The organism is Billgrantia antri (genome assembly GCF_017868935.1).
In the GTDB taxonomy this organism is placed as follows: domain Bacteria; phylum Pseudomonadota; class Gammaproteobacteria; order Pseudomonadales; family Halomonadaceae; genus Halomonas; species Halomonas antri.
Map to the genome: position 1 here is coordinate 2,741,055 of NZ_CP053383.1, position 19,532 is coordinate 2,760,586.

Consider the following 19,532-nt stretch of genomic DNA (forward strand, 5'->3'; position numbering starts at 1 on the left):
GCTGCACCGGCCGATAGAGTTTGCGGGAGAGGCTGTCTGCCGGGCGGCCTTGGGAAGGAAGCGGAATATCGCTTCTGCTAGGGCATACACAAGGAAAACATGACATGTCTTCGCCACTGACCGATGCCACCAACGCCTTGAACACATCGGCACTGCACGATCTGACGCCGCGTCAGCGCAAGGAGACCGTGCTTGCCACGCTACCAACGGCAGGCTCAGTGCTGGCCCAGGCCGCAAGCCATGGTCAGTCGCCCAGCCCAGCGGATCTGGTGGAACCGATTCAACGCATCAATGAAGTGCTTCGCCAGTACGGCGTGGAGTTCGAGCTCAACGACACGTCACGCGTGATCACTCGTATCGTCGACCGCGAAACGGGCGATGTATTGCGCCAGATACCTTCCGAGGAAGTGCTGGCCATCGCCGAACGTCTGGAAGAGCTGCAGGGACGGCTGATCAGCCTGGAAGCCTGAAGTTTACACCTGCATGTTCATGACATCTTTGTAGGCCGTCACCAGACGGTTGCGAACCTGCAGCCCCATCTGAAAGGCGACGCTAGCCTTCTGCATGTCGACCATGACGTCGTTGAGCTCGACATTGGGGTCGCCTGCCTGAAACGCCATGGTCTTGGCGGCGGAGGCCTGCTGCAAGCGATTGATGCGCTGTATCGACGCCTGCAGCTCGCCGGCAAAGCCGCCCTGGCCGACCTGTGTGGAAACCTGCTGCCCCTTGCCTGCTTGGCCGGCGGCCTGGGTCGCCAGGGTCTGCATCTGCGCCAATGCCGACTGAATGGTCGGTGAACTCATGCTCCATGCCCCCTCATTTCAGCCATGGCGTTACCGCCACGGCAGGCTTGTCTGCTTTCGCCCCGATGCCGCCGAAACGGGCTCCTGGCGAATGTAGAGCAAGGCTATCAGCTTACGAAACGTAACCAAGCTGCCAATTGGCAGGTAAAAAAGGGGCTTTTCCCGCCTTTGGAGTGGATGGCGGCTCGCATAATAGCGTTCATCACAGTTGCGCCCCATGGGGCAACCAGAACGCGGTGAACGGATGCAGTCGATGCCAGCTTCCAGCAACATTTTCCCAGCAGCCGATGGCGCTCTCCGACAGGGGGGCGCATGAGCAACGGCGCCACGACGCAAGAGCGTCAGGACTCCCCGAGCGGCGGATCTTCCACCGCGGTGCTGGAGCGCATCCAGCAGCAGTTTCGCGGCAACCCGCTGATCGCCGTTCTGATCGGCGGCGCTGCCATGATCGCGATCGTGCTGGCATTGCTGATGTGGGCGCGCGAGCCCGAGTATCGTGTCCTCTACAGCAACCTCACCGAGGCCGATGGCGGTCGCATCATCGGTGAGCTGGACAGCCGCGGCGTTCCCTATCGCTTCAGCGAGGGCGGCACCGCCCTGCTGGTACCGGGGGATACCGTGCACAGCCTGCGCCTGCAGCTGGCCGAACAGGGCCTGCCGCGCGGCGGCAATGTCGGTTTCGAACTGATGGACAGCCAAGCCTTCGGTGTCAGTCAGTTCGCCGAGCAGGTGAACTACCAGCGCGGCCTCGAAGGCGAGCTCTCCCGTTCGATCGAATCCCTGGGGCCGGTGGAGCGCGCCCGCGTTCACTTGGCCATGGCCAAGTCCTCCGTCTTCGTGCGCGACCGCGAACCCGCCAAGGCGTCCATCATCGTGACCCTCGAGCCGGGCCGCGTCATGGGGGAAGGCCAGGTCGCCGCCATCGTCCACATGGTCTCCAGCAGCGTACCGGACCTCGCGGCCGAGAACGTCACCGTGGTCGACCACGGCGGCCGCATGCTGTCGATGCCGAACAGCCAGGGCCGCGGGCTCGACGCCACCCAGCTCGACTATATCGCCGAGGTCGAGCGCTCCTTCCAGCAGCGCATCGAGAATATCCTCTCCCCCATCCTCGGCCGCGACAGCATCAGCGCCCAGGTGACAGCCCAGATTGATTTTTCGCGCCGCGAGGAAACCAGCGAGCGCTACGGCCCCAACCAGCCGCCCAACGAGGCCGCGGTACGCAGTCGCCAGACCAGCCTCTCCTACAACGGCGGCGACGGCGTGGCACGCGGCATTCCCGGCGCGCTCAGCAACACACCCCCCGGCACGGCCCCCTCACCCATCGAAGAACTTCCCACCGACGAGGATGGCGAACTCACCGAGGAGGCACAGCAGAGCCTGCAGGCGCTGAACAACCTGAGTCAGGACGACGTCGTCAACTACGAGGTCGATCGCAACATCCAGCATATCCAGCATCGCCAGGGGCAGGTGACGCGTCTGACCGCCGCGGTGGTGGTGGACTACCGCGAGGAACGCGACGAGAACGGCGAATGGCAGCGCGTTGCGCTGAGCGATGCCGAGGTCGCCCAGATCGAGCGCCTGGTGCGTCAGGCCATTGGTTTCTCCCAGGCGCGGGGCGATGCGATCGAAGTCGTCAACAGCCCGTTCAACCGCGTGGTGGAAGAAAGCGAAGAGCTCGAGTGGTGGCAGTCACCCCAGGTTCATGCCCTGGCGCTCACCATCGGTCGCTACCTGCTGGTGGCACTGGGCATCCTGCTCGGCTACCTGCTGATCTTGCGCCCGCTGATCAAGCGCCACACCGAGCGGCCCGTGCTGGCTGCCGCGCCGGGCACCGGCCTGCAGGTTCGCGTAGGCGACGATGCCGAGGCCAGCGAAGGCGAGCTGCAGACGGCCGGCGACGAAGACGACGAACTGCGCCCGTATCAGAAGCCGAAGCGCAAGCGCCGCTCCTCGGCCTACGAAGACCATCTGGCCGAGCTGCGTGAGCTCGCCCAGGAGGATCCACGCATGATCGCCATGATCGTACGCAGCTGGATGAACAAAGAATGAGCAGTGCCAAGCCAATGAGCGGCGTACGCCGCAGCGCCATCCTGATGCTGGCCCTCGACGAGGACAGTGCCGCGGAGGTATTCAAGTACCTCGCGCCCAAGGAGATCCAGCAGCTCAGCATGGAGATGGCGGAGATGGATCAGGTCTCTCATGAGGACATGCAGCAGGTCATGCTGGAGTTCCATCGTGAGACCGAAGAGTTCATCGCCCTGAACCTCAACTCCAGCGATCACATCCGCTCGGTGTTGACCAAGGCTCTGGGCAGCGAACGCGCCACCAGCCTGATCGAGGACATCCTGGAGTCCACCGGCACCAGCAGCGGCATCGATTCATTGAATCTCATGGAAGCCTCCATGGTGGCGGAGCTGATCCGCGACGAGCATCCGCAGATCATCGCTACCATCCTGGTCCACCTGGAGCGTCATCAGGCCGCCGACGTGCTGGAGCTTTTCGACGACAAGCTGCGCAACGACGTGGTACTGCGTATCGCCACCTTCAGCGGCGTGCAGCCAGCTGCCCTACAGGAGCTCACCGAAGTGCTCTCCGGCATGCTCGACGGCCAGAACCTCAAGCGCAGCAAGATGGGCGGCGTGAGAACCGCCGCCGAGATCCTCAACCTGATGAACTCCTCTCTCGAGGAGACCGCCATCGAGACGGTACGCGCGCACAGCGAGGATCTGGCCCAGAAGATCATCGACGAGATGTTCCTGTTCGAGAACCTCATGGACCTGGACGATCGCAGCATCCAACTGGTGCTCAAGGAGATCGACACCAACTCGCTGGTGGTGGCGCTCAAGGGCGCCCCCGAGGGGCTCATGGAAAAATTCTTGCGCAACATGTCGCGGCGCGCCGCCGACCTCTTGCGCGAAGACATGGAAGCCCGCGGGCCGATTCGTGTCTCCCAGGTGGAAGCCGAGCAGAAGGCCGTTCTCCAGGTGGTACGTCGACTGGCGGACTCCGGCGAGATCGTGCTGAGCGGTGGGGACGACACCTATGTCTGAACGGTCGAGCGCCTCTTCCGAGCGCCACGCGCCCTGGCAGCGTTGGCAAATGGGCCAGTTGCACGACGAGAGCCCGGCCGAGCGGCAGAGCCAGGAGCTGGACCCCGCCGAGCAAGCCCGGCGGCGTGCCGCATTCCAGCGCCAGGCGGAGCTGAAAGCGCTGCGCGAAAAAGTGATTCAGGAAGCTCGCGAAGAGGGCTATCAGGCCGGCTTCGAGACGGGACGCCGTGAAGGCCATGCCCAGGGCTTGCAGGAAGGGCGCCAAGAGGCCGAACGCGAGCTCAAGCTGCGCACACACGAGGTCGTCACGCCGCTCAAGCCAATTGCCGAGCAGTTCACGGATGCACTCGAGCAGCTCGACGAAGAGATTGCCAACGACCTGGTGGAGCTGGCCATGGCGACGGGACATCAGCTGGCCGGCGAGGCGCTCAAGGCGCGTCCCAAGCAGGTGCTCGAGCTGATCAAGGCGTTACTGCACACCGAACCACCGCTGGTCGGGCAACCGCGCCTGTGGCTGAACCCCCAAGATCACAAGCTGGTCGAGGAACATCTGGGTAGTGAACTGACGGCGGCAGGCTGGAAGCTGCAGCCCGACGCGCAGTTGACGCGTGGCGGGTGTCGCGTGACGAGCGCCAACGGTGAACTGGATGCCACGTGGGAAAGTCGCTGGGAGGCCGTCAAATCGCAAGTGCGGCGGCGACGTTCGCCGACACCCCCCGACGGCAACGATGAGTAGAGGCAGAACATGAGCGAAGCAGCGGTATCGACCAACACGCATCAGACACGCTGGCAGCAGACGCTGCGGCATGTCCGTGCGCGCGTGGAGTCGGTGCCGGGCTATCGCACCAGCGGCCGTGTACTGCGCGCGACCGGGATGGTGATCGAGGCCGTCGGCCTGCGCGTGGCCCTGGGTAATGCCTGCCGTATCGAACTGCTCTCGCCCGGCGGTAGCGAGCCACCCCGTTTCGCCGAGGCCGAGGTGGTCGGCTTCAACGGCGAGCGCCTGCTATTGATGCCGCTCACAGAGATAGCTGGCCTGATGCCTGGCGCTCGGGTCTTCCCGCTGGGCGATGGCCCGGATCATGCTGCCCGCCGCTTCCCCCTCGGCGAGTCGCTGTTGGGTCGCGTAGTGGATGGCAATGGCGACCCACTGGACGGTCTCGGCCCCCTGGACGGCGCGCCCCGTTCCCCGCTTTCCACCCCACCGCTCAATCCGCTCAAGCGAGCACCGATCGACGAACAGATCGATGTCGGCATTCGCGCCATCAATGCCCTGCTAAGCGTAGGCCGCGGGCAGCGCATGGGGTTGTTTGCCGGCTCCGGCGTGGGCAAGTCGGTACTGCTCGGCATGATGGCTCGCTATACCGGTGCCGACGTCATTGTCGTGGGCCTGATCGGTGAACGCGGCCGCGAGGTGCAGGACTTCATCGACAACATTCTGGGCTCCGAGGGGCGTCGCCGAGCCGTAGTGGTGGCGGCGCCGGCCGACACCTCACCGCTGCAGCGTCTGCAGGGCGCCGCCTATGCGACGCGCCTGGCGGAAGGCTTTCGCGACCAGGGCAAGAACGTCCTGCTGATCATGGATTCCCTGACCCGCTACGCCATGGCCCAGCGCGAGATTGCCCTGGCTATCGGCGAACCCCCGGCGACCAAGGGCTATCCGCCCTCGGTCTTCGCCAAGATTCCCAGCCTGGTGGAGCGTGCCGGCAACGCCGAACGCGGTCGCGGCTCGATCACTGCCTTCTACACCGTACTCACCGAAGGCGATGATCAACAGGATCCAATCGCCGACTCCGCGCGAGCCATTCTCGATGGCCACATCGTGCTGTCGCGGACCCTGGCCGAGGCCGGCCACTACCCGGCCATCGACATCGAGGCTTCGATCAGCCGCGTGATGACACACATCATCGACGACCAGCAGTTGTCCATGACCCAGGCGTTCAAGCGCCTCTTCTCGCGCTATCAGCGCAACCGCGACCTGATCAGCGTGGGCGCCTACAGCCCCGGCCACGACCCACAGCTGGACGAAGCCGTACAGCGATACCCGCAGTTGGAGCATTTTCTCCAGCAGGGGATGCAGGAAAATGCCTCGATCGAGGCCTCTCGACAGGTTCTTGCTGAGACCCTAGGAGTCAGGCAATGAGTGCACCGTCACAGCTCGCCATGCTGAGTGAACTGGCTCGCGATGCTCGCGATCAAGCCGGCCGCCTGCTGGCTGGTGAGCGACAGAGCGAGCGCCAAGTGGCTGCTCAGCTGGAATCGCTCAATCGCTATCGGCTCGAGTACTCCGAGCGTTTGCAACAGGCCATGCGTGAAGGTATCGATCCAGCCAGCATGCACAATTACCAGCAGTTTCTGGCGTCGCTGGATGCCGCGCTACAGCGGGCTAGAAAGGCGCTCGATGCACAGCAGCAGCGCGTCGAGCAGACTCAGCAACAGTGGCAGCAGGAACAGAAGCGACTCTCGGCCTATGACACCCTGGTGTCTCGCCGCGACGCCGAGCGGCAGCGCCAAGAGGATCGCCGCGAACAACGTATCAGCGACGAAATGGCGACCGGACGGCTACTGCGTCAGCGTGCCGGATACGCATCGTGATCCGGCAAAGGAGATAACCATGAACATCCAGATGATTCTGTCCACCCTGCCGACGCCACTCTCCGGCCAGCCGGAGGCTAACGCCGAGCCAGGACAGTTCGCGCTGGCCCTGAGCCAAGCGACTCAGGGCCCCCAGTCGAATGGCGCCGCTCTGCCCATCTCGCTAAAGGCCTTGCCGGGACAAGGACTGCCCCAGACCATGGCGGCACGGGAGGCACTGCTACAGGCCCTGAGTGCCCATGTGAATCAGCAACCAGAAGGCAAAGCCGAAGCTGTCCTTCCCAACGCCGAGCTGAGTGAAATCATGACTCGGCTAGCCCTGATCGATGACAGTTACCAGCAGACACCGCCGACCATGGGCACTCTGCAACCGCTGCCCGATCAGGAAGTGTTGCTTCCCACCGCTGAGGCGGGCGTCGAGTTCGACGAGCAGCCCCAGGCTGCCGCTCTGGTTGCAGCTGTCGTCGCCGAAACCCAGCGCCCTGGCACGACTATTCCCGAGCAGAAGCCGCTGGGCGAAGCCACCGCACAAGCCGTCAAGCCGGCCGCGCACACCCCAGCCACCTCTGGTCACTCCGTGACGGCTGCGCCGGCGGCGGTCGCCTCGCAGGATACCGATGGTGACGCTGCAGCGCCGGCTCGACCGGTCGACTTCGCCAATGTCACGGCCAAGGCGACGGCGCCACAGCCGGGCAACGAGCCGCGTGCCGTAGTCCCCGAGGCACGGCCTGGTGGCTTCGTGCCGGAGTCCGCTCCGTTGTCTCCGGCTTCCGCCAGCCCGGCGGCGCCAGCCAGTGCATCGGCCCAGACCGCTACACTCGCCACCCCATTCACTCAGGCCAGCCTTGCCGCGCCTCTCCAGAACCCGGCCTGGCCCTCACAGTTGGGGCAACAGCTGGTGCAGTTCGCGCGTCAAGGCGGTGAGCAGCAGATCGAGATGCGCTTGAACCCAGCCGATCTCGGTCCGCTATCCGTGACGCTGAAAATGACTGAGCAAGGTGCCCAGGCTCAGTTCCTTTCCGCGCATGCCCAGGTACGACAAGTGCTCGAACAGGCCATCCCTCAGTTACGGGAGGCACTGGCTGAACAGGGCATCAGTCTCGGCGAGGCATCCGTGGGTGAGCAACGCCAACAGAATGCCCAGGCCTTTGCGGGCCAGGACGATAAGCGTGGCCCGGCAGCACAGGCTCCCAACGAAGGCGACTTGGCACTGTCGGGTGCCGAGGAACTTGGCGTAACGCCCTCCTCCACTACGCTTTCGCTGGATGGCCGCGTGAACCTCTACGCTTGAGACAAAAAGCCAAGATAGGCCCTTTCGCGCGGCCTGTTCCTGTCATCAGGGGTCGCGCACCTTCGGCATACTCTCCTCAACGGCTAGACCAACATCGATAAAGGCAAGGCAATGGCGAAATCGACGGGTGGCTCCTCCAAGCTCCTGTGGTTGATGATACTGCTGGTACTGCTCTCCACGGCAGCTGCCGGAGCAGCCATCTACATGGTCATGAACGACCGCAACGGCGAAGATGAGGCCAACCTGCAGACTCAGCAGATCGAGCGTCAGGCCCCCATCTTCGTCAAGATCGACCCCTTTACGGTCAATCTGGCTGACGACAATTTCGGTTCGCGTCTGTTGTATACCGGCATCTCACTGAAAGTCGGCAACGATGAGACACGCGAAATCCTGGACGAGCATATGCCGCAAGTGCGCAGCCGGTTGCTGATGTTGTTCTCCGGCAAGCAGGCAAGCGAGCTGACCACGCAGAGCGGCAAGCGTCGCCTGAGCGAAGAGGTCGTGGCCGTGCTCTCCGAGCCGCTGACCGAGCCCCAGCCCGCCCTGGAGATCCAGGATGTGCTGTTCACCGAGTTCATCGTGCAATAACGGGTGCCCTGGCCACCATGTCCCAAGACGATCTGCTGTCACAGGATGAAATCGACGCCCTGCTCAAGGGCGTCAGCGGCGACGACGAGCCCGATGCGCGAAGCGACGGCGACTCTCGCGTACGTCCTTATGACCCGGCGACCCAGCACCGCGTGATTCGCGAGCGCCTGCAGGCGCTGGACATCATCAACGAACGCTTCGCGCGGCACTTTCGCATGGGGCTGTTCAACCTGTTGCGCCGCAGTGCCGACATCACCGTCGACTCGGTACGTTACCTGAGCTACAGCGAGTTCTCTCGCAACGTTCCGGTGCCGACCAACATCAACATCATCGGCATGAAACCGCTGCGCGGGTCTGCGTTGATCGTGTTCCCACCCAACCTGGTCTTCATGGTGGTGGACAACTTGTTCGGCGGAGATGGACGCTTTCTGACCAAGTCGGAAGGACGGGAGTTCACCAACACCGAGCAGCGCATCATCCAGCGTCTGCTGCAGTTGGCAATCGACGCCTACGAGGAATCGTGGAAGTCGGTCTATCCCCTGCAGATCAGCTACCTGCGCTCGGAGATGCAGTCGAAGTTCGCCAACATCACCAACTCGCCCAACGAGATCGTGGTGAACACGAACTTCAACATCGAGGTCGGCAACCTCTCCAGCAGCTTTCAGATCTGCATCCCCTACCTGATGATCGAGCCCCTGCGTGACCTGCTGGCCAATCCGCTCAGCGATGGTCACCACGACCAGGACGGTTCCTGGACGAAGCGCATGGCGGGCGAGCTGCGTCGCTCCGAAGTGGAGTTGATCGCCAACTTTGCCGACGTGCCCACCCGCATCGCCCATGTCATGGCACTCAAGGTGGGTGACGTTCTCCCTCTCGAGCTACCCGAGACGGTCACCGCCAGCGTCGATGGCGTACCGGTGATGGAGTGCGACTACGGTAGCCAGCACGAGCAACGCGCGCTGCGTGTCATCCGCATCATCGATCATGGTGCACAGAACCCGGTGTCGAAGGACGCCTTCATCAAGGGCGCAGCGCCTCAAGCCAAGGACTTCAAGCATGACTGATCCCAAGAAACCCGATCAGAACGTTTCCGACGACGACTGGGCCTCCGCGATGTCCGAGCAGGAAGGAAACGAGCCCGCGGCCGATGACGATCCGTGGGCGGAAGCCATGGCCGAGCAGGAGGCGGCCGAAGCCGCCGCCGGTGCCGAGGACGACCCTTGGGCGGAAGCACTAGCCGAGCAGGAAGCGGCCGAAGCCGAGGCCGACGAAGCGCCGGCAGCATCCAGTGCGCCCCCTTCTGCCCCTCAGTCCGCCGGTGACCGTGTGTTCCGCCCGCTCGACAAGGGCAAGGAAGGCGGTGCAGCCCGTGATCTCGAAATGATCATGGATATTCCGGTCAAACTGACCGTGGAACTGGGCCGCACCAAGCTGACCATCAAACAACTGCTGGAACTGACCCAGGGCTCAGTCGTCGAGCTCGACGGCCTGGCCGGCGAGCCGATGGACATCCTCATCAATGGCTACCTGATCGCCCAGGGTGAAGTCGTCGTGGTCGACGACAAGTACGGCATCCGCATCACCGAGATCATCACCCCCTCCGAGCGGGTACAGAAACTCAACCGATGAGCAACACCACCTCTTCCGCGACCGCGTCTCTCACCGGCGGTGGCGATGCCCTGGTCGGCATGGCCACCCTCGGCAAGACCGCCGCAGCGCTGGCCCTGGTCATCGCCATCATCCTGGTCTGCACAGCGCTCCTGCGTCGCTGGAACCCTCAAAAGCGCGCGGCCGGTGGTCACCTCCAGGTGATCGGCAGCGCCGCCCTGGGCAGCCGTGAGCGGGTGGTGATCGTCGAGATCGAAGGTACCTGGCTGGTGCTCGGCGTCGCTGGCGGTCAGGTCAACAAGCTGCACGAACTTGCAGCCCCGGCCCGCCCCGCCAGCGGCGCCACATCTTCGACACCCGAGGGTGAGCGATTCGCCGCTCGCTTCGCACGCGCCCTCAAGCACAACGCCGGCCTGGGCGGCCGCGGGCGGGGAGATGCATGACCGCTCTTTCTCGCTCGCTGCGCCTGCTTGTCCTGGCTGTCTTGCTGGCCGTCGCGCTATTGCCATTGGCCGCTCATGCCCAGCAAATTCCCGGTATCGTCAGCCAGCCCCTGGAGAACGGCGGTCAGCAATGGTCACTCTCGCTGCAAACCTTGCTGCTGCTCACCTCACTCGCGTTCCTGCCGGCGGCGCTGCTTATGATGACCAGCTTCACCCGGATCATCATCGTGCTCAGCCTGCTGCGCACCGCCATCGGCACCCAGGCCACGCCGCCCAATCAGGTGCTGCTCGGCCTGGCGCTGTTTCTCACCTTTTTCGTCATGTCGCCGGTGTTCAGCCTGGTTTACGAAACCGCGTGGGTGCCGCTGAGTGCGGACGAGATCAACTTCGATGAATTCCTGCAACTGGCACAACAGCCCTTTCGCGAGTTCATGCTGGCCCAGACCCGCGAGCCCGACCTGGCTCTCTTTGCACGCCTGGCCGAAGTCGGTCCCATGCAGGGACCGGAGGACGTTCCGCTACGCATTTTGGTGCCATCCTTCGTCACCAGCGAGCTGAAGACGGCGTTCCAGATCGGCTTCACCATTTTCATCCCGTTCCTGATCATCGACCTGGTGGTGGCCAGTGTTCTCATGTCGCTGGGCATGATGATGGTGCCGCCGGCAACGATCTCGCTGCCGTTCAAGCTGATGCTGTTCGTGCTGGTGGATGGCTGGCAGTTGATCATCGGCTCACTGTCGGAAAGTTTCTTCATCTAAGGAGTCGCCATGACACCGGAAATGGTCATGAGCATTGCCTACCAGGGGATGCGAGTCACGCTCTACCTGGCCGGACCGCTGCTGATCACCGCGCTGCTGACCGGCCTGATCGTCAGCCTGTTTCAGGCCGCGACCCAGATCAACGAAATGACGCTCTCCTTCATCCCCAAGATATTGGGGGTGTTCAGCGTGCTGGTGCTTGCCGGCCCATGGCTGATCGGCCTGATCGTCGACTTCACGCGCAATCTCTTCACCAGCATTCCCAGCATGCTGATGTGAGGCACGCATGGTCGAGGTGACTTTCGACCAGCTACACGGCTGGCTCGTCATCCTGCTGTGGCCCTTCGTTCGGATCCTGGCTTTCTTTTCCGCCGCCCCGCTGTGGGGGCACTCCAGCGTACCCAGGCAAGCCAAGGTCGGGCTGGCCTTTCTGATCACCGTGGTGATTGCACCGGTGCTGCCGCCCATGCCAGACGTGCCGATCGTCTCCTGGGAAGGTCTTGGGCTGATGGTGGAACAGATGCTGATCGGCATCGCGATCGGTGTAGTGATGCACGTGACCTTTGCCGTGGTGCAAGCTGCCGGTGAGTTCATCGGTCTGCAGATGGGCCTGGCCTTCGCCACCTTCTTCGACGCCGGCAGCGGCACCAATACCATGATTCTCTCCCGGGTGCTCTACATGATCGCCCTGCTGCTCTTTCTCGCTCTAGGTGGCCACTTGATGATACTGGAAGCATTGGCCACGAGCTTCCACGCTCTGCCTGTCGGTATCGGTGCCTTCAACCCCGCTGCCTTCGAGATGCTGGTACGCTACGGAGGTACCATCTTCGTGGCGGGCATGTCACTGGCGCTACCATTGGTAGGGTCACTACTGATCCTCAATCTGGCCATGGGTATCCTCAACCGTTCTGCCCCTCAGCTCACGGTATTCAACATCGGCTTCCCCATGACCCTTACCATCGGTCTCGTTCTGCTGATGGTTCTAATGACGGATCTTTCCGGTTTTCTCCAGCACCTCTTCAGCCACGGTGTACAGTTCCAATACCAACTCATCGAGGGCTTGGCACCGCTCGGTAACTGACTAACGCCAACGAAGCGTGAGCGCAAAAAAACCGCTCCGGCGAACCGCAGCGGTGAAAGAGATCACGCCTATGCCACCGACATGATCTGCAGGGAAAAGCGGGCATGCGATCTACATGCCCAGGCATGACGGCTACAGGAAATTGAAGAGCGACAGGCCCTTCACATCGACAAAGGCCTTCTGCGCCGCCTGCAGCCCGACTTGGCGCAGGCTGTATTCAGAAATTGCCTCGTTGTAATCGAGATCGACCAGATCCGACAGCGTTTGTTCGTAGTTCATCATGCGATTGCTGCCCACCGCATCGACCACGTCGAGCTCGTTGAGCCGCGCGCCCATGGAAGCACGCACCGTGAGCACATTGTCGAGGCTGTTATCCAGCTCACGCATGGCGGAGCTGAGCGTATTGCGGAAGTGGGCACGATTCTCATCGAGACCGGCCTGGTCCATCTCCAGCACGTCGATGGCATCTTTCAGCGACTTGAAGAGATCCTGGTTGGCATCACCGGCATTGGCCGGCCGCAGCTGAATCTGGTCACCATCGGCCGGTTCGCCATCGAGCGTGATGCTCACACCGCCGAAGCTGATGCTCTTGCCCGACACATAAGCCTCGTCATACATGTCGGTACCCGGGTTGTTCGGATCCTCCACCCGCACGCGCATCACGCCGGCATCGTCTTCGAAGCGAACAGTGAGGTTGTCGCCGAAGGCGGGATCCTCCGGATCGATACGGTCAGGGCCCTTGAACGTTACGGAGCCCGCATTGGCGTAGTAACCTTTGTCCGCCTGCACACCCAGCGTATTGCCGGTACCGGGATCGCTGTCGCGTTCGGCACGGGCTACGTAGCCGGCCCCGGAGGGCACACTCTGGAAGATAGTCTTGCCGTTGTCCGCTACCGGCATCAGACGCGATGCATCTATGCGCTGTTCACGGATGTTTTCGTCACCGATGTAGGCAACGCCGGAAACACCCTGCCCCGTAGTACGAGCGAAGGGCGGCGAATCGTCCTGATAGCCGCCGAACAGGTAGCGTCCGTTACCATCGGTGGCATTGGCCTGACCGATCAACGTTTCATAGATGCCCTTCAGTTCGGACGCCAGCGACTCGCGGTCGACATCACTCAGGGTATCGCTGGCAGCCTGTACCAGACGTGTCTTGGCACTCGTCACAGCATCGCTGACGCTATTGAGAACGCTTTCGGCCTGTGCCAGCGAGTTGCGCGCCGAAATCCGCGCATCGGCGTGCTGCTCGGTTACTGCCTTGGCTTGCGAGACGCCTACCGCACGAGAAGCCGCCTGGGGATCGTCGGAAGGGTTGACCACGCGGCGACCGCTGGCAATCTGTTGGCCTACCTTGAGGAAATCGCCCTGTTGACGATTCATGGACGAGACGCTTTGCTCGTACATGGTGACGGTGCTGATACGCATCGCACTAAGCTCCTTCGAATCAGTTACGCAGACCAAGGATGGTGTCAAACACCGTCGAGGCGGTGTCGATGACGCGAGCATTGGCCATATAGAACTGCTGATAGCGGATCAGGTTGGCCGCCTCTTCGTCCAGGTTCACCCCGGATTCAGACTGCTGTGCCGCCTTGAGCTGGTCGGTCAAACCCTGGCGCGCGTCGAGATTGACCTTGACGATATTGGTACGGTTGCCGACATCACTGACCATGCCGCCATAGCTTTGGCTGAGCGTGGCACGACCTGCCACCAGCGAAGCATCCTGCAGATCTTGCATGGCCAGCGCATTGCGATTGTCGCCGGTACCCGAGCTTGCTACGCCGAATTCGAGGCTTGCAGTCTCGCCTGCATTGGGCAACGCGGTGACTTCGAACGCAATACCGTCGATCTCCAGTGTATCGCCCGCCACGACAGTATCCGTGACGGGATCGAAAGCCTCACCGTTACGAGTGACGGAGCTTCCTCCAGGCACCACGGTTAGCGAACCATCATCCGCCAGCTCGAGGCTGTAGGCGGAACCGCTGGACAGCGCCCCATCGTTGGCGCGCAAATTGCGGATCGCCATATCCCCCTCGGATCGCACGAAGCTACCTGCGGCGATTTTGTCCAGATCGGAGATATTGGAATTCATATCGGCGGCGGCACGTCGTACCGGCTGAACCTGATAGCGATCGCCTTCGGCGGGCTGGCCGTCGAAGATCAGCGTCACGCCACCAAAGCTCAGCTCACCGACGGTGCCGTCGAAGTCCCAGGCGAATTCGCCAGCGGTAAGCGCGCGACCGTTGTCGTTGCGAGTCACCTGCGGGTCACCCGCCGCATCAAAGCGGATCGTGTAGTCGGTCGCTCGCAGTTGGTCGAGGTTGGCGCTATCGAAACTGGCGCTCGTCACATCGACACCGCCCGTGTTGCGTTCGTGCGAGTATGCCTTGGGCTGGCCGATGCTGAAGAAGTCACCGCCCTGGTCGCCGTTGAGATCCATGCCCAGGCGATGCTGCTGGTTGAAGCCCGCAACGAGCGACACGGCCAGCTGGCCGATCTGGTTCTGAGTCTTGTCCAGGGTTTCCGCACGGAAGGTCATGAGCCCGCCGAGCGTTCCCCCGGTGATGGTATCTTCCGACAGCGCCACCAGGTTGCCACCCGAATCCTTGTAACCCAGGACCATTCGCTGCGGGTCGCTGGGTGACTCCATCGCTTCCAGACGATAATGATTGGTGCCGGAAACCAGCGGCTGGCCGTTGGGCAGGCTGATGTTGTAACTCTTGCCGTCCTGGATCTCCAGGCGCAGGTTCATGCGCTCGCTCAATTCCGCCACCAGCTGGTCACGCTGGTTTAGAAGGCTGTTGGGCGCCTTTCCGCTACGCGCACGTGCCAGCGCAATTTCTCGATTGAGGGTCGCCAGCTGCTCTGTCGCGTTGTTGATCTGGGTGACTTCATCCGCGATCTGCCCGTTGATGCCCTCCTGCATGTCCTGCAGGTAACCGTCGAAGGCGCGGAACTGAGCGGTCATCGTATCGGCACTGCCGAGCACCCCTTGCCGGGCCGCCGGATCTGAAGGGGCGCCAGCGAGGTCTTCCAGCGACGAAAAGAATTTCTGCATCAACGGCGCCAGGCCTGCATCCCGGTCGGCCAGCAAATTGTCGATCTGGCTGATCTGGTTCTCGTAGGTCTTCAGCGCACTGGATGAGCTGGTCGCTGCATTGAGCTGCGAGGCAACGTACTGATTGAACTGGCGCTGGATGTCGTTGACCTGCACGCCGGCATCGGCACGACTCTGCCCCAGGATCGTCAGCTCACGATTGTAGCCCGGGGTATAGACATTGCTGATGTTGTTGCTGGTGGTATTCAGCGCGTTCTGGGCGGCATTCAGGCCGCTCAGGCCGACGGAAAAAATGATGCTCATGGTGTCGTTTCCTTTCGCCAATGCCCTGTATATCGGCCCGTCAGGTCAGAACTTTAATCATTCAATAGCTAAAAAAGACCAGCGAATCCCCACGCTGCTGCATCGGGCCCATGGAGTTCATCACCGCGATCAGCTTGTCGGCATAGGCCGGGTCGGTGGCGTAGCCGCCTGCCTGCAAGGCACGAGCCGCCTGCTCGGCATTGCCGGCCGTCGTGACCGCTGAGTAGCGGGGATTGTTGCCGATCAGCCGTGCATAGTCGGTGAAGGCTTGCTCGAAGTTGTCGTAGGCACGGAAAGTATCCACCACGCGCGTGCGGCGTCCGTCGATGTACTCATGAGTGGTGACGTCGGTGGTTCGTCCCTGCCAGTTGCTACCCGCCTTGATGCCGAACAGATTGTAGCTATTGCCGCCGTCTGCCGTGGCGATCTCGTGACGCCCCCAACCGGTTTCCAGCGCCGCCTGGGCCAGGATCAGCTCGGCCGGAACGCCGGTCTGACGGCTGGCGGCCTGGGCAGGTGCCGAGAGTCGCTCCATGAACCGGCGCGCATGCTCTCCGCCCTGATTGCCAGTCGAGCCGGCGCGGGATGCTGTATTCGCTGTCGGGCCAGTATTGCCTGGCTGGACGGCAGCAGGGGCCGCAGCCGGCAACGCTGCATCAAGCGCCGACATGAAGCCGCCACGCACCGCCTCGAGCTCTTCGAGGAAGGTCGCCGGCATGGCCGATGCTTCGACGTTCCCAGCCGGCGCGGCCGCCTCCCGCTCATCCTGCGGAGGCGTTTCTTCGCTCGGCTGAAGGGCGTCTTGAAGCACCCTCGGCGTGCCGCGAGGAATGCCAGCAATCAGTTCGCTCAGTTCGCTGTCGGCCACGCCGGAGCGTGCAGGCACCGCTCCCAGTTGGCCTTCGAGCTGAGCGACGAGATGGTCGGCCAGGCCGACACCCCGCCCCGCCATGGTCTGCGCCCACTGTTGATCGAGCATCGACTGGTAGAACTCGCCCTGCTGGCTGTCCAGCAGGCCGCCCGAAGGAATCGTGTCGCGCATGCTCTTGAGCATCATCTGCAAGAACAGCGCCTCGAACTGCTGGGCGGCACCGCGCAGACCGGCCGCGCTGTCCTGACGCGCCGTATGCTTGAGCCGTTCGAGACCTTGTACGTCAAGGGCGAACTGACTGGTGGCGTCCTGGATGCTCATCAAATGATCTCCAGCTCGGCGCGCAGCGAACCCGAGGCCTTGAGCGCTTCGAGAATGGACATCAGGTCGGAAGGCGTGGCGCCCAGCGCATTGAGTGCATTGACCACGTCAACCAGGTCGGCACCTTCCACCACGCGCAGATAGGCATCCTGCTCCTGCACCTCGATTTCGGTATCGGGCACCACCACCGTTTCCCCTTCGCCGAAGGGCGCCGGCTGGCTGACCTGGAAGCGGGTATCGATCACGATGGAGAGGTTGCCGTGAGCCACCGCCGCGCGATGCAGCTTGACCGCACTGTTCATGACGACCGAACCGGTACGGGCGTTGAACACTACCTTCGCCGGTGCCTCCGTGGGCGTGACCTGAATGTTCTCAACCTGAGCCATGAAGTTGACCCGTGAATTGGCATTCATCGGCCCGTCGAGCGCGATGACCCTGCCATTCATCGCCGCGGCTACCGGACGCCCGAATTCGTTGTTGATGGCGCTGACGACGCGCTGGGCAGTGCCGAAATCCGCCTCTTTTAATTCCAGCTCGAGTAGCCCGGCATTGCTCCCGAGATCGAGCGGAACCTCGCGCTCCACCATGGCGCCCCCGGCAATGCGGCCACCGGCCAGTTGATTGACCTGCACCTGGGCGCCACCCGCTTGCGCCCCGGCCCCGCCCACCAGCAGGTTGCCCTGCGCAATGGCATAGGTATCGCCATCGGCGCCCTTGAGCGGCGTCATCAATAACGTGCCGCCGCGCAGGCTGCGTGCGTTGCCTATGGAGGAGACGTTGACGTCCAGTCGCTGACCCGGGCGCGAGAAAGGCGGCAGGTCGGCCGTGACCATCACCGCGGCCACGTTGCGAAGCTGCATGTTGGTTCCCGGCGGCACGGTAATGCCGAGCTGCGACAGCATGTTGGTCAAGCTCTGCCCGGTGAAGGGTGCCTGCATGGTCTGGTCGCCGGTCCCGTCGAGGCCGACCACCAGGCCGTAGCCCACCAGCTGGTTGTCACGCACGCCGGCGAAACTGGCAATCTCCCGAATCCGCTCGGCCTGGGCCGGCAGCGCCAGCAGACACAGCCAAGCCAGCATCAAGAGTTTCGCCGCCATCGAAGGGGATCGTTTTGGCTTGGACATCATGGAAATCATCATGATCGCCTCGCTAGCAGATCGCATCAGAAAGGCGAAATATTGAGGAAGAAGCGCTGCAGCCAACCCATGTGCTGCGCTTCGCTGATGTAGCCATTACCCACGTATTCGATACGCGCATCGGCTACCGCGGTCGAGGGCACCGTGTTCTGTCCGGTAATGGTGCGCGGGTTGACCACACCGGAGAAACGGATGAACTCGACGCCCTGATTGACGGCGATCTGTTTCTCGCCGCGCACACGCAGGTTGCCGTTATGCATCACCTCGAGCACCGACACGGTGATAGTCCCGGTCATGCTGTTGCTGGCCTGGGAGCCACCGCCACCGGCAAAGGTACTGTTGCCGGAAAGCTCACCGGACAGGTCGACGCCCTGCTCGGCCAGGCGCTCCAACACATCGGGCAGCGCTGAAAGATCGAGGCCCGCGGAACCGTCACGGTTCATGTTGGACTGCGAGTTCTTGCTGGCGCTGACCTGCTCGTCGAGTACGATGGTCAGGATGTCGCCCACCATGCGCGGACGTCGATCCTCGAACAGCGGCTGGGCCCCGCGATGCGACTGGTAAATCGACCCGTTGGCCAACCTCGGCGGCGGTTCGACGATATTGATCTGCTCCTGCTCGCCCACCACCGAGGCACGCGGCACCTGGGCGCAGCCACCCAGAACCAGGAGTGCCACGGCAACCATCAGCAAGGTCACTCGGGAGGCCAAAGCCCTCGTACCCGAGCCAGTGCTTGAACCAGTCGTTGAGATCGTACCCGTACCTTTCATTCTCACTCGCTTCCGGCCGAACCCGTCAGGCCAAGATGTTTCGTTGTTCGTCGATCAGAGCTGGCTCAGGCGCGCCAGCATCTCGTCGCTGGTTTGCACGGCACGGCTGTTGATTTCATAGGCCCGCTGGGTCTGAATCATGCTGACCATCTCCTCCACCACGTTGACGTTGGAGGTTTCCACGTAGCCTTGGAACAGCCTGCCAGCACCATTCATTCCCGGCATGGCCTCGTTGCGCGGGCCGGAAGAGGTGGTCTCGCGATACAGGTTGCCACCGATGCTCTCCAGCCCGGTCTCGTTGATGAAGGTGGAGACCGTGATTTGGCCTACCTCCAGCGCCTGGTTGACGCCGGGCTGGGTGACCGAGACGATGCCGTCTTCGCCGATGGAGATGGACAGGGCATTGTCGGGAATGATAATGGCCGGCTCGAGCGGGTAGCCGTTGGCGTTCACCATCTGGCCGTTCTCATTGAGCTGGAAGCTGCCGTCGCGGGTATAGGCCGTGGAGCCATCCGGCATCAGCACCTGAAAGAAGCCTTTGCCGTTGATCGCCAGGTCACGCGAGTTCTCGGTCTGTTCGAGACCACCCTGGCTATGCAGACGCTCGGTGGCCACCGGGCGCACGCCGGTACCGACCTGCATGCCCGAAGGCAGACGATTCTGCACGTCGTTTTGTGCACCGGGCTGACGTAGATTCTGGTAGAGCAGGTCCTCGAACACTGCCCGCGAACGCTTGAAGCCGTTGGTGCTGACGTTGGCCAGGTTGTTGGAGATGACGTCCAGTTTGACCTGCTGGGATTCCAGGCCAGTCTTGGCCGTCCACAGTGACTTGATCATGATGTTTTTCCTTTACCCT

The 19,532-nt window shown here is 62.6% G+C and carries 21 protein-coding genes; 14 read left to right on the forward strand and 7 right to left on the reverse strand.

Annotated features, from left to right (window positions below; all coding sequences use genetic code 11):
* Nucleotides 1-104: 104 nt before the first annotated feature.
* On the forward strand, nucleotides 105-470 hold the full coding sequence (locus HNO53_RS12645; protein ID WP_209472579.1) for a flagellar protein FlaG: 366 nt from the start codon (nucleotides 105-107) through the stop codon (nucleotides 468-470).
* A 3-nt stretch (nucleotides 471-473) separates the two neighbouring features.
* Here the strand turns inward: HNO53_RS12645 and fliE are convergent, their stop codons facing one another.
* A complete protein-coding gene (gene fliE, locus HNO53_RS12650; protein WP_209472581.1) occupies nucleotides 474-803 on the reverse strand; it encodes a flagellar hook-basal body complex protein FliE in 330 nt (109 codons plus the stop codon).
* 312 nt (nucleotides 804-1,115) lie between these two features.
* Here fliE and fliF point away from each other — a divergent pair, with 312 nt between their 5' ends.
* The 13 genes from fliF to fliR all read left to right on the forward strand — a co-directional run bounded on the left by fliF (nucleotide 1,116) and on the right by fliR (nucleotide 12,220).
* The gene (gene fliF / locus HNO53_RS12655) at nucleotides 1,116-2,855 is read left to right on the forward strand and encodes a flagellar basal-body MS-ring/collar protein FliF (RefSeq protein WP_209472583.1); all 1,740 of its coding nucleotides are present in this window, start codon (nucleotides 1,116-1,118) and stop codon (nucleotides 2,853-2,855) included.
* The gene (fliG, locus tag HNO53_RS12660; protein WP_209472585.1) at nucleotides 2,852-3,856 is read left to right on the forward strand and encodes a flagellar motor switch protein FliG; all 1,005 of its coding nucleotides are present in this window, start codon (nucleotides 2,852-2,854) and stop codon (nucleotides 3,854-3,856) included. The genes fliF and fliG overlap by 4 nt, the downstream gene beginning before the upstream one ends.
* Entirely contained in the window at nucleotides 3,849-4,592 is a 744-nt protein-coding gene (locus tag HNO53_RS12665) for a flagellar assembly protein FliH (protein ID WP_209472587.1), read from the forward strand. Before fliG ends, HNO53_RS12665 begins: the two co-directional genes overlap by 8 nt.
* A 9-nt stretch (nucleotides 4,593-4,601) precedes the next feature.
* The gene (gene fliI, locus HNO53_RS12670) at nucleotides 4,602-5,999 is read left to right on the forward strand and encodes a flagellar protein export ATPase FliI (RefSeq protein WP_240549159.1); all 1,398 of its coding nucleotides are present in this window, start codon (nucleotides 4,602-4,604) and stop codon (nucleotides 5,997-5,999) included.
* On the forward strand, nucleotides 5,996-6,451 hold the full coding sequence (fliJ, locus tag HNO53_RS12675; protein ID WP_209472589.1) for a flagellar export protein FliJ: 456 nt from the start codon (nucleotides 5,996-5,998) through the stop codon (nucleotides 6,449-6,451). Before fliI ends, fliJ begins: the two co-directional genes overlap by 4 nt.
* 19 nt (nucleotides 6,452-6,470) lie before the next feature.
* On the forward strand, nucleotides 6,471-7,742 hold the full coding sequence (locus HNO53_RS12680; RefSeq protein WP_209472591.1) for a flagellar hook-length control protein FliK: 1,272 nt from the start codon (nucleotides 6,471-6,473) through the stop codon (nucleotides 7,740-7,742).
* Between the two features lie 111 nt (nucleotides 7,743-7,853).
* Nucleotides 7,854-8,330, forward strand: coding sequence for a flagellar basal body-associated protein FliL (gene fliL, locus HNO53_RS12685; RefSeq protein WP_209472593.1), 477 nt, complete (start codon nucleotides 7,854-7,856; stop codon nucleotides 8,328-8,330).
* A gap of 17 nt (nucleotides 8,331-8,347) precedes the next feature.
* Entirely contained in the window at nucleotides 8,348-9,394 is a 1,047-nt protein-coding gene (fliM, locus tag HNO53_RS12690; protein WP_209472595.1) for a flagellar motor switch protein FliM, read from the forward strand.
* Nucleotides 9,387-9,959: a flagellar motor switch protein FliN gene (gene fliN / locus HNO53_RS12695; RefSeq protein ID WP_209472597.1), complete on the forward strand. Its 573-nt coding sequence runs from the start codon at nucleotides 9,387-9,389 to the stop codon at nucleotides 9,957-9,959. Before fliM ends, fliN begins: the two co-directional genes overlap by 8 nt.
* Nucleotides 9,956-10,381, forward strand: coding sequence for a flagellar biosynthetic protein FliO (fliO, locus tag HNO53_RS12700; RefSeq protein ID WP_209472599.1), 426 nt, complete (start codon nucleotides 9,956-9,958; stop codon nucleotides 10,379-10,381). The genes fliN and fliO overlap by 4 nt, the downstream gene beginning before the upstream one ends.
* Entirely contained in the window at nucleotides 10,378-11,139 is a 762-nt protein-coding gene (fliP, locus tag HNO53_RS12705; protein WP_209472601.1) for a flagellar type III secretion system pore protein FliP, read from the forward strand. The genes fliO and fliP overlap by 4 nt, the downstream gene beginning before the upstream one ends.
* A 9-nt stretch (nucleotides 11,140-11,148) precedes the next feature.
* Complete coding sequence (fliQ, locus tag HNO53_RS12710) at nucleotides 11,149-11,418, forward strand: flagellar biosynthesis protein FliQ (protein WP_209472603.1); 270 nt, start codon at nucleotides 11,149-11,151, stop codon at nucleotides 11,416-11,418.
* Between the two features lie 7 nt (nucleotides 11,419-11,425).
* Nucleotides 11,426-12,220, forward strand: a complete 795-nt coding sequence (fliR, locus tag HNO53_RS12715; RefSeq protein WP_209472605.1) for a flagellar biosynthetic protein FliR — start codon at nucleotides 11,426-11,428, stop codon at nucleotides 12,218-12,220.
* Between the two features lie 132 nt (nucleotides 12,221-12,352).
* On the opposite strand, the gene flgL is transcribed toward fliR, so the two are convergent.
* The 6 genes from flgL to flgG all read right to left on the reverse strand — a co-directional run bounded on the left by flgL (nucleotide 12,353) and on the right by flgG (nucleotide 19,513).
* Nucleotides 12,353-13,645 (reverse strand): flagellar hook-associated protein FlgL, encoded by a 1,293-nt coding sequence (gene flgL / locus HNO53_RS12720; protein ID WP_209472608.1) that lies wholly within the window; start codon nucleotides 13,643-13,645, stop codon nucleotides 12,353-12,355.
* Nucleotides 13,646-13,664: 19 nt separating this feature from the next.
* On the reverse strand, nucleotides 13,665-15,578 hold the full coding sequence (gene flgK / locus HNO53_RS12725) for a flagellar hook-associated protein FlgK (RefSeq protein WP_209472610.1): 1,914 nt from the start codon (nucleotides 15,576-15,578) through the stop codon (nucleotides 13,665-13,667).
* A gap of 61 nt (nucleotides 15,579-15,639) precedes the next feature.
* Nucleotides 15,640-16,770 (reverse strand): flagellar assembly peptidoglycan hydrolase FlgJ, encoded by a 1,131-nt coding sequence (gene flgJ / locus HNO53_RS12730; protein WP_209472612.1) that lies wholly within the window; start codon nucleotides 16,768-16,770, stop codon nucleotides 15,640-15,642.
* Entirely contained in the window at nucleotides 16,770-17,867 is a 1,098-nt protein-coding gene (locus HNO53_RS12735) for a flagellar basal body P-ring protein FlgI (RefSeq protein ID WP_242597419.1), read from the reverse strand. Before HNO53_RS12735 ends, flgJ begins: the two co-directional genes overlap by 1 nt.
* Before the next feature lie 65 nt (nucleotides 17,868-17,932).
* A complete protein-coding gene (locus tag HNO53_RS12740; RefSeq protein WP_242597634.1) occupies nucleotides 17,933-18,592 on the reverse strand; it encodes a flagellar basal body L-ring protein FlgH in 660 nt (219 codons plus the stop codon).
* 138 nt (nucleotides 18,593-18,730) lie between these two features.
* On the reverse strand, nucleotides 18,731-19,513 hold the full coding sequence (gene flgG / locus HNO53_RS12745; RefSeq protein WP_209472616.1) for a flagellar basal-body rod protein FlgG: 783 nt from the start codon (nucleotides 19,511-19,513) through the stop codon (nucleotides 18,731-18,733).
* Between the last annotated feature and the right edge of the window lie 19 nt (nucleotides 19,514-19,532).